The 9,131-nt window shown below is 75.7% G+C and carries 9 protein-coding genes; 7 read left to right on the top strand and 2 right to left on the bottom strand.

Features of this window, described 5'->3' with window-relative positions:
• Positions 1–951 precede the first annotated feature (951 nt).
• From ACFV6I_RS06450 to ACFV6I_RS06440, 3 genes are read left to right on the top strand one after another with little or no spacing between them, the layout of a single operon-like run.
• Entirely contained in the window at positions 952–1,788 is an 837-nt protein-coding gene (locus ACFV6I_RS06450) for a Nif3-like dinuclear metal center hexameric protein (RefSeq protein WP_380423744.1), read from the top strand.
• Positions 1,789–1,811: 23 nt separating this feature from the next.
• Positions 1,812–2,555 (top strand): zinc ribbon domain-containing protein, encoded by a 744-nt coding sequence (locus tag ACFV6I_RS06445; protein ID WP_380423743.1) that lies wholly within the window; start codon positions 1,812–1,814, stop codon positions 2,553–2,555.
• Positions 2,556–2,559: 4 nt separating this feature from the next.
• The gene (locus ACFV6I_RS06440) at positions 2,560–3,696 is read left to right on the top strand and encodes a bifunctional RNase H/acid phosphatase (RefSeq protein WP_380423742.1); all 1,137 of its coding nucleotides are present in this window, start codon (positions 2,560–2,562) and stop codon (positions 3,694–3,696) included.
• Positions 3,697–3,745: 49 nt separating this feature from the next.
• Here ACFV6I_RS06440 and yaaA read toward each other — a convergent pair whose 3' ends face one another.
• The gene (yaaA, locus tag ACFV6I_RS06435; RefSeq protein ID WP_380423741.1) at positions 3,746–4,531 is read right to left on the bottom strand and encodes a peroxide stress protein YaaA; all 786 of its coding nucleotides are present in this window, start codon (positions 4,529–4,531) and stop codon (positions 3,746–3,748) included.
• Positions 4,532–4,654: 123 nt separating this feature from the next.
• Positions 4,655–5,095 (bottom strand): DUF3995 domain-containing protein, encoded by a 441-nt coding sequence (locus tag ACFV6I_RS06430; protein WP_079135552.1) that lies wholly within the window; start codon positions 5,093–5,095, stop codon positions 4,655–4,657.
• Positions 5,096–5,237: 142 nt separating this feature from the next.
• On the opposite strand from ACFV6I_RS06430, the gene ACFV6I_RS06425 reads away from it, so the two are divergent.
• From ACFV6I_RS06425 to ACFV6I_RS06410, 4 genes are all read left to right on the top strand, one after another.
• Positions 5,238–5,618 carry a hypothetical protein gene (locus tag ACFV6I_RS06425; protein WP_380423740.1) on the top strand — a complete coding sequence of 127 codons (381 nt, stop codon included), beginning with the start codon at positions 5,238–5,240 and terminating at the stop codon, positions 5,616–5,618.
• Positions 5,615–5,986 carry a type II toxin-antitoxin system death-on-curing family toxin gene (locus tag ACFV6I_RS06420; protein WP_063347370.1) on the top strand — a complete coding sequence of 124 codons (372 nt, stop codon included), beginning with the start codon at positions 5,615–5,617 and terminating at the stop codon, positions 5,984–5,986. Before ACFV6I_RS06425 ends, ACFV6I_RS06420 begins: the two co-directional genes overlap by 4 nt.
• A gap of 96 nt (positions 5,987–6,082) precedes the next feature.
• Positions 6,083–7,540, top strand: coding sequence for an RNB domain-containing ribonuclease (locus tag ACFV6I_RS06415; protein ID WP_380337517.1), 1,458 nt, complete (start codon positions 6,083–6,085; stop codon positions 7,538–7,540).
• A gap of 90 nt (positions 7,541–7,630) precedes the next feature.
• Entirely contained in the window at positions 7,631–9,118 is a 1,488-nt protein-coding gene (locus ACFV6I_RS06410) for an MFS transporter (protein ID WP_380423739.1), read from the top strand.
• Positions 9,119–9,131 lie beyond the last annotated feature (13 nt).

Genomic DNA, 9,131 nt, shown 5'->3' with positions numbered 1-9,131 from the left:
GGGGTGTGCACCGGGGGGGGGGGGCCGGGCCGTCCCCCAGCCCCCGGCGGCGGAGCCCTCGCCGGCCCCCGCGCCACCCCGGCGGCCGGCCTCTGCCAGCGCCGCCCGCGTCGTCTCCGGCCACGGTCCGGCCGCATCCGGCCCGTGGCCCGCCGATTCCCCGCCCCCGGCCGTACGCAGCGATGTGCCCGCCGCCATTCGCCACCACATCCCTTCGTCTCGTCCGCCGTCCGCGGGTGCCCACCTGCTCCGGCACCCGGGCGTGCGGCCCGGCCTGATCGGTTTCCTCGGAAGGAGCGGGAGTGCCGCCCCTGAACGGGAGTGCCGCCTCGGTGTGGCGTGCCGCCCTGGTACGGCGGTGCCGCGCCTGGGGCAGGAGCCCCGGCCGTGCCCGCCCCGGGCCCGGTCTCGCCAGGGCCCGTGTCCGGCGGAGCGCCTTCCCGACCCCCGGTCGGGGCAACTGTCGGGGCAACTCCCGTTCGCAGGACTGAAGTTACTTTCGAGGCGGGAGTGGCTCAACGTAGAGCCGGTCACTTCACTCGTAAGGGTGATCGGGAAGCGGTTTCGAATTCGTGCGAGGGCTCCCGTGTGAGCAGTGGGCGCCGGGGGCGCGGGCGCGGGGGTCGCGCCCGGGCGCGGGGCCGGGGGCGCCCCCCACACTCTGTGTGTGTGTGTGGGTGTGTGTGTGTGCCGGGGGGGGGGGGGGGGGGGGGGGGGGGGGGGGCGGGGGGGGCGCGCGCCCCCCCCCCCCCCCCCCCCGGCCTCTCCCGGGCGCCCCCACCGCAGATTGACGCGCGTCCGTACGCCATCGGCACCCGTGTCCGAACCGCGCCGCCACCGCGCCGCCGCCGCATCCCCGCCGCACCGGCCGCCCCGCTGCCGCCGCCCCGCCGCCCAGGTCGCCGAACGGCCGAGGCCCGACCGCCCCCGCGCGCACGGTAGTCTCGACAGGTGCCGAAACTGTCCGACGTCATCACCGCGCTCGAAGAGGTCTACCCGCCGCAGTGGGCGGAGGCCTGGGACGCCGTCGGCCTGGTCTGCGGAGACCCCCAGGCCGAGGTCGGCCGCGTGCTGTTCGCCGTCGACCCCGTGCAGACGGTCGTCGACGAGGCCGTCGAGTGGGGCGCCGACCTGGTGGTCACCCACCACCCCCTTTATCTGCGCGGCACCACCAGCGTCGCCGCGACCACCTTCAAGGGCCGGGTCGTACACACGCTGATCAGCAACGGCATCGCCCTGCACGTCGCGCACACCAACGCCGACCACGCCGACCCCGGCGTCTCGGACGCGCTCGCCGAGGCCGTGGGCCTGCGGGTGACCGGCCCGCTGGTGCCGGACCCGACCGACCCGCTGGGCCGCCGCGGCACCGGCCGGATCGGCCTGCTGGAGCCCCCGCTGCCCCTGTCGGCCTTCGCCGCGCAGGTGGCCGAGGGCCTGCCGGCCACCGCCACGGGCGTCCGGGTCTCCGGCGACCCGGACCGGCTGGTGAGCCGGGTCGCGGTGTGCGGCGGCTCGGGCGACAGCTTCTTCGCCGAGGTGCGGGCGGCCGGGGTGGACGCCTACCTCACCGCCGACCTGCGCCACCACCCCGCGTCCGAGGCCGCCGAGGCGGCGCCGGTCGCCCTGGTCGACGCCGCGCACTGGGCCACCGAGTGGCCCTGGCTCGCCCTGGCCGAGCGGGCCCTGCACGCCGCCGCCGAGCAGCGCGGCTGGGCCGTGGAGACCAAGGTCTCCCACCGGGTCACCGACCCGTGGACCGCGCACGCCCCCATGTCCTTCACCGCCTGACCCGATTCACAGGAGCCTTCCCCTTGAACGCCGCGCCCGCCGACCAGATCCGCCTGCTCGACCTCCAGGCCTTCGACTCGAAGCTCGACCAGCTGGCCCACCGGCGCCGGAGCCTGCCCGAGCACGCCGAGATCGAGAAGGCCTCCGCCGACCACACCGCGCTCAAGGACCTGGTGGTCGCCGCCGAGGCCCAGCAGGGCGACACCACGCGTGAGCTGACCAAGGCCGAGCAGGACGTGGAGCAGGTCCGCGCCCGGTCCGCCCGCAACCAGCAGCGCCTGGACTCCGGCGCGATCACCTCGCCGAGGGACCTGGAGAACCTCCAGCACGAGATCGGCTCGCTGGCCAAGCGCCAGGGCGACCTGGAGGAGATCGTGCTGGAGGTCATGGAGCGGCTGGAGAGCGCCCAGACCCGGGTCACCGAGCTGACCGCGCGCCTGCAGCACTCCACCGTCGTCCTCACCGAGGCCGAGACCCGCCGGGACGCCGCCTTCGCCGAGATCGACACCGAGGCCGACAAGGTCAAGCGGGACCGCGAGACCGTCGCCACCGTCATCCCCGCCGACCTGCTGAAGGTCTACACCAAGCTGCGCCAGACGCAGGGCGGCGTCGGCGCGGCCCGCCTCTACCAGCGCCGCTGCGAGGGCTGCCGCACCGAGTTCTCCATCACCGAGTTCAACGCCATCAAGGCCGAGCCGGCCGACAAGGTGGTCCGCTGCGAGAACTGCTCGCGGATCCTGGTCCGCACCGCCGATTCGGGCGCCTGACCCGGTGGCGGCTCGCTTCATCGTCGAGGCGGACGGCGGGTCCCGGGGCAACCCGGGGCCGGCCGGCTACGGCGCGGTGGTCCGGGACGGCGACACCGGGCAGATCATCGCCGAGGCCGCCGAGTTCATCGGCCACGCCACCAACAACGTGGCCGAGTACAAGGGCCTGATCGCCGGCCTCAAGGCGGCCCGGGAGCTCGACCCGGACGCCTCGGTGGACGTCCGGATGGACTCCAAGCTGGTCGTCGAGCAGATGTCCGGGCGCTGGAAGATCAAGCACCCCGACATGCAGCCGCTCGCCGCCGAGGCCCGCACGATCCTCCCGCGCGCCCGGGTGACGTACACCTGGATCCCGCGCGAGCGGAACAAGGACGCCGACCGGCTCGCCAACGAGGCGATGGACGCGGGCAAGGCCGGCCGCCAGTGGGAGCCCAGGCCGCGGGCCGCCGCGGTGGTGGACGAGCCGCCGCTGGAGACCGCCGCCCCCAAGGCCGGCTGGGCCGCCCCCGCCGACCTCGGCACCCCGACCACCTTCGTCCTGCTCCGCCACGGCGAGACCGCGCTGACCCCGCAGAAGCGCTTCTCCGGCAGTGGCGGCAGCGACCCGGAACTGTCCGACAAGGGCCGCTGGCAGGCCGCGCGGGCTGCCGAGGAACTGGCCGCCCGCGGCAGCATCCAGGCCGTGGTGGCCTCGCCGATGCGCCGCACCCGGGAGACCGCCGAGATCGTCGCCGCCCGGCTCGGCCTGGAGGTCCGGTACGAGGACGGGCTGCGCGAGGTCGACTTCGGCGACTGGGAGGGCCTGACCTTCGCCGAGGTGCAGGAGCGCCACCCGGAGGACCTGGCGACCTGGCTCGGCTCGGCGAAGGCCAAGCCCACCGGCAGCACGGAGAGCTTCACCACGCTCACCCACCGGGCCGGCGTCGCCCGGGACAAGATCATCGCCCGGCACCCCGGCAGGACCGTGCTGGTGGTCTCCCACGTCAGCCCGATCAAGACGCTGGTCCGGCTGGCGCTCGGCGCCCCGCCGGACGCGCTGTACCGGATGGAGCTGTCCGCCGCCTCGTTCTGCGCCGTCCAGTACTACGCGGACGGCAACGCCTCGCTGCGGCTGCTCAACGACACCTCGCACCTGCGCTGAACGCCTGGCTCCGGGGGAGCGGTGCGGGGGACCGCCCCCCGGAGCGGGCTCAGTGCACCTCGGTGACCACCACGTCCAGCTGCCACGGCTTGCGCGCCGTGCCCTCGGTGGCGAGCTCCACCCGGTGCCCCAGGCCCCGCAGCGCGTCCAGCAGCTCGCCCGGCGTCTTCGGCTCGATCCCCGCGACCAGCAGGTCCCGCACCAGGCGCCCCTTGGTCGCCTTGTTGAAGTGGCTGACGACCGTGCGCTTGCCGTTGCGCTCCTGGAGCACCCGGACGGTCGCCGTCCGGGAGGCCACCTCGCCGGCCGGCTTCCACGCCGCCGCGTACGCCGAACTGCGCAGGTCCAGCACCAGCCCGTCCGCCACCTCCGGCAGCACGGACGCCATCGCGCCCCGCCAGTACGCGCCGAGCGCCCCCGGGCCGGGCAGTTTCACGCCCATCGAGCAGCGGTAGGGCGGGATCCGGTCGGAGATCCGCACAGCGCCCCACAGGCCCGAGAAGACCAGCAGCGACCGCTCGGCCCGGCCGTACGCGGCCGCGTCCAGCGTGGCCAGACCCAGGTTGTCGAACAGCACCCCGGTGTACACCTCGCCCGCCGGACGGGCACCCGCCTCAGGCAGCCCGGCGTTGCGGGCGATCTCGCCGCGCAGCCCGGGGCTGAGCCCCAGCACCTCCGCGGCGGTGTCCTCGTCATCCCGGCAGAGACCGACCAGCGCGTCCAGCACCTCGCCGCGCGCGGCCGTCAGCCCGGGAAGCGACAGCCGGTCGAGCGCCACCGGCACCCCGTCCCCGGATGCGGCCTTGCCCTCCGAAGGCGGCAACAGCACCAGCACAGCGGACTCCTCAACACTCTGTGGCGGATGAACCCCGCCACCCTACGCAAAACCGTCCCGGCCCGGGCGGCCCGTCCTGCCCGTCCTGCCTGTCCGGCCCTGAGACGGTTGCCCCGGCCGCGGCTACTCGGCGCCGCCGGCCCCCGCGACCACGGCCGTTCCGGCCGCCAGCGCCAGGCAGAGCGGCGAGTAGTACCGGGTGTCCAGCCGCTTGAACCGCTCCGAGCGCTCGACGGCCCTCCCGAACAGCACCAGGCCGCCGGCGCCGCGCGCCAGCATCACCCCGGCCACCGCCCGTACCCCGGCCCGCCGCAGCCGCCGCGGTCCCACCGCCGGCAGCACCCCGGCCTCCGCCCCCACCAGGTACGCGGCCGTCCCGAGCAGCCCCGCCACCGCGACGCAGGCCGCCGGGGACGGTGGTCCGTCGCCCGCGCCGACCACGGTGTCCGCGAACTCCTCCGGCGTCCGCAGCGGCCACGGCGTCACCGCCCACACCGCGTGCAGCGCCCCCGTCGCCGCCAACACCCCCGACACCGCCGCCCCGGTCACCTTCACCGCACCCATTGCCCGAACCCCCTTCGTGAACGACCACTCGACCCCAGCCTACGAGTGCTCACACCCGGGCCCCACCCCGCCCGGGGGTTGGAAATCCGGTGGGGCCGCCCGGCGTTCGCCACTACGGTGAGCAGCGAGGAGTGTGAGCGAGATGACCCTGCGACCCCTGGACCTGGTGCCCGGCGACGACGACGCCGTGGAGGAGTCCCTGTCCGTGCGCCTGCCCGCCGGCCTGCCGGCGGAGACCCGGCAGGCCCTGGAGTTCGCGGTGCGGGCCGCCGCCGAGGCCGTGATGGCCGGGCGGGTGCGGGTGACCGAGGCCCCGGCCGGGTCGGACACCGCCGAGCTGGCCTTCGAGGTCCGCCAGTCCGAGGTGCCGGACGCGCTCACCGAGCAGTCGCAGGAGCCCGGCCGGCAGAGGTCCGGCCAGCAGGAGCCCGGCCGACAGAGCCGGTCCGAGCGCCGGGCCGCCATGGTCGCCCGGATCCGTGCCGCCAACGCGGAGACGCTGGAGAGGCTCAAGGACCTGTGACCGAGTACCTGGACCTGGAGGACGTCACCTACCTGGCCGGCGGCCCGGAGAACATCCGGGACCTCGGCGGCCTGCTCTCGGCGATCGCCCGCCCGCAGGCGAGCCTGTTCGGCGGGGACGCCTACCCGGACCCGTGGACCAAGGCCGCCGCCCTCGGCCAGAGCCTGTCCCGCAACCACCCGCTGATCGACCGGAACAAGCGCACCGCCTTCGAGGCGATGCTGCTGTTCCTGGACTACAACGGCGAGCCGTACACCGACCCGCACCCGGACGACGCGGTGGCCTTCATGCTCCGGCTGGCCACCGGCGGCTACGACGACGCCGTCGTGCTCGCGGGCAAGGACCTGAAGTCGCTGCTGGGGCGCTGAGCCCACCAGCACCGGCCGCCCAGTGGGCACCGGCCGCCCGGCGCGTCCGGCGGGGTGATCCGTCCGGAATCACCCGATTCGCCCTACGCTGCCTGCATGCCTCGCCGAAAACTGCGCGTCAAGGCCGCCGACTCCGCCCGGATCAACACCGAACTGACCGAACTCCGCGCCCGCCTGGAGATCCACACCGAGTGGCCGGAGCCGGTGCTGGCCGAGGCGGAGGAGGCGGCCGAGCGCCCCAGGCTGCCCGAGCACGACGCCACCGACCTGCCGCTGTTCACCGTCGACCCGCCCGGCTCGCGCGACCTCGACCAGGCCATGCACCTGCTCCACCGCCCCGGCGGAGGCTACCGGGTGTACTACGCCATCGCGGACGTCGCCGCCTTCGTCCGCCCGGGCGGCGCCATCGACGCCGAGGCCCGCCGCCGGGTCGAGACCCTGTACTTCCCGGACCACCGCGTCCCGCTGCACCCCGCCCGGATCTCCGAGGACGCCGCCAGCCTGCTGCCCGGCGAGCCCCGGCCCGCCCTGCTCTGGCAGCTGGACCTGGACGCCGACGGCGCCGTGGTGCTCGCCGACCTGCGCCGCGCCCTGGTCCGCTCGCACCGCCGCCTCGACTACGCGGCCGTCCAGCGCGCGGTGGACCTCGGCGGCGCCGACGAACAGCTCGCCCTGCTCGCCACCGTCGGCCGGCTGCGCGAGGAGCAGGAGCGCGCGCGGGGCGGGATCAGCCTCCCGGTGCCCGAGCAGGAGGTCGAGGAGACCCTGCACGGCTACGTCCTCGGCTACCGCGCGCCCGGCCCCGCCGACGGCTGGAACGCGCAGATCTCGCTGCTCACCGGCCTGGCCGCGGCCGACCTGATGCTCGACGCGGGCGTCGGCCTGCTGCGCACCCTGCCCGCCGCGCCCGCCGCCGCGTACGAGCGGCTGCGCCGGATCGCCGCCGCGCTGGACGTGGACTGGCCGCAGGCGCTCCCCTACCCGGAGCTGATCCGCTCCCTGGACCCGGACGCGCCGATGGACGCCGCCTTCCTCAACGCGTGCACCGGCCTGCTGCGCGGCGCCGGCTACCACGCCTTCGACGAGTCCCGGGGCCTGCCCGCCCCGGCCGACCCGGGCCACGCCGCGCTCGCCGCGCCGTACGCACACTGCACCGCGCCGCTGCGCAGGCTCGGCGACCGCTTCGCGCAGGAGGTGTGCGCGGCGGTGGCGGCGGGGGAGGAGGTGCCGGACTGGGCGCGGGAGGCGCTGCCCGCCGTGCCGGGCCTGATGGCGAGCGGGGACCGCCGCGCGGCCGAGGTCGAACGGGCCTGCGTGGACCTGGTGGAGGCGGAGCTGCTGGCCGGCCGGGAGGGCGAGGACTTCACCGCCGTGGTGATCGACGTGGACGAGCGGCGGCCCGCGGCCGGCACGGTGCAGCTGCGCCGGCCCGCCGTCCGGGCCCGCTGCGACGGCGCCGATCCCGGGGCGGTGCTGCCGCTCGGCGGGCTGATCCGGGTCCGGCTGACGCAGGCCGACCCGCTCACCCGCACCGTCCGCTTCGCCGCCGTCTGACCCCTACCGCTTCCACGCGCCCCCGGCGCCGCCACCCGGACGGTCCGTCACACGGCCCCCGAGCACCGCCCAGGTGGGAGGATCGGTCCCGTGCCCGAAGCCCAGCCCTCCGTCGCCCCGGGGCGCCGCCGCCGACTGCTCGTCCTGGCGATCTGCTGCCTGAGCCTGTTCATCGTCGGCCTGGACAACACCGTGGTGAACATCGCCCTGCCGGCGATCCAGCGGGACCTGGACGCCCCGGCGTCCGGGCTGCAGTGGATCATCGACGCCTACACCCTGGTCCTGGCCTCGCTGCTGATGCTGTTCGGCTCGGTGGCCGACCGCTTCGGCCGCCGCCGGGTGTTCCAGACCGGGCTGCTGTGCTTCGCGCTCGGCTCGCTGCTGTGCAGTCTGGCGCCGAGCCTGGAGTGGCTGGTGGCGTTCCGGGCGTTGCAGGCGGTCGGCGGTTCGATGCTGAACCCGGTGGCGATGTCGATCATCACCAACACCTTCACCGACCCGAAGGAGCGGGCCCGGGCGATCGGCGTCTGGGGCGGCGTGGTCGGCATCTCGATGGCGCTCGGCCCGTTGCTGGGCGGCTTCCTGGTGGAGGGCGCGGGCTGGCCGTCGATCTTCCTGATCAACGTTCCGGTCGCCGTGGTCGCGATGCTCCTGACCGCCCGTTACGTCCCGGAGTCGCGCTCGCCCCGGCCGCGCCGGCTGGACCCGGTCGGGCAGCTGCTGATGATCGTCCTGCTGGGCTGCGGCACCGCGGCCATCATCGAGGGCCCGGGCAGCGGCTGGACGTCCCCGCTGATCCTCGCCCTGGCGGCCGCCGCCGTGGCCGCGCTGGTCGCCTTCCCGCTGTGGGAGCGGAGGGTGGCCGAGCCGCTGGTGGACCCGCGGTTCTTCGCCAGCGCGCCGTTCACCGGCGCCACCGTCACCGCGGTCTGCGCCTTCTCGGCCCTGGGCGGCTTCCTCTTCCTCAACACGCTCTACCTGCAGAACGTCCGGCACTACGACCCGTTCGAGGCGGGCCTGTGGACGCTGCCGATGGCCGCGATGATGCTGGTCTGCGCGCCGCTGTCCGGCCGGATCGTCGGCAGCCGGGGGCCGCGCGGCCCGCTGGTCGCGGCCGGGCTGGGCCTGGCCGCGAGCGGGCTGCTGCTGACCAGGCTGGCCGCCGACTCCCCGGCGGCGCTGCTGCTGGCGGCGTACGCGCTGTTCGGCTTCGGCTTCGGCATGGTCAACGCGCCGATCACCAACGCGGCCGTCTCCGGCATGCCGCGCGCCCAGGCGGGGGTGGCCGCGGCGGTCGCCTCGACGAGCCGCCAGATCGGCCAGTCGCTGGGGGTGGCGGTGATCGGCACGGTCGTCACCTCGGCCGTGGTCGGCCCGGTGGCGACGGGCTTCGCCCCGGCCAGCCACGCCGGCTGGTGGATCCTGGTGGGCCTGGGCGGCGCGATCCTCCTCCTCGGCCTGGCGACCACCACCCCGTGGGCGACCGCGACCGCCGTCCGGGTGGCCGCCCGCCTCGGCGGCGAGCCGCCCGTGGTCCGCTCCGGTGTACGGGAGGCCCCACCCGAGCGGCTACGATGACCACTACGGCGGA

It is taken from the genome of Kitasatospora sp. NPDC059803, from assembly GCF_042732255.1.
Lineage (GTDB): Bacteria > Actinomycetota > Actinomycetes > Streptomycetales > Streptomycetaceae > Kitasatospora.
This window is presented reverse-complemented; position numbering and strand designations above follow the sequence as displayed.

Excerpts from the sequence above, each read along its gene's own strand:
- ACFV6I_RS06430 (WP_079135552.1), bottom strand. The coding sequence starts at position 5,095 with ATGGGTGCGGTGAAGGTGACCGGGGCGGCGGTGTCGGGGGTGTTGGCG.
- ACFV6I_RS06425 (WP_380423740.1), top strand. The coding sequence starts at position 5,238 with ATGACCCTGCGACCCCTGGACCTGGTGCCCGGCGACGACGACGCCGTG.
- ACFV6I_RS06415 (WP_380337517.1), top strand. The coding sequence starts at position 6,083 with ATGCCTCGCCGAAAACTGCGCGTCAAGGCCGCCGACTCCGCCCGGATC.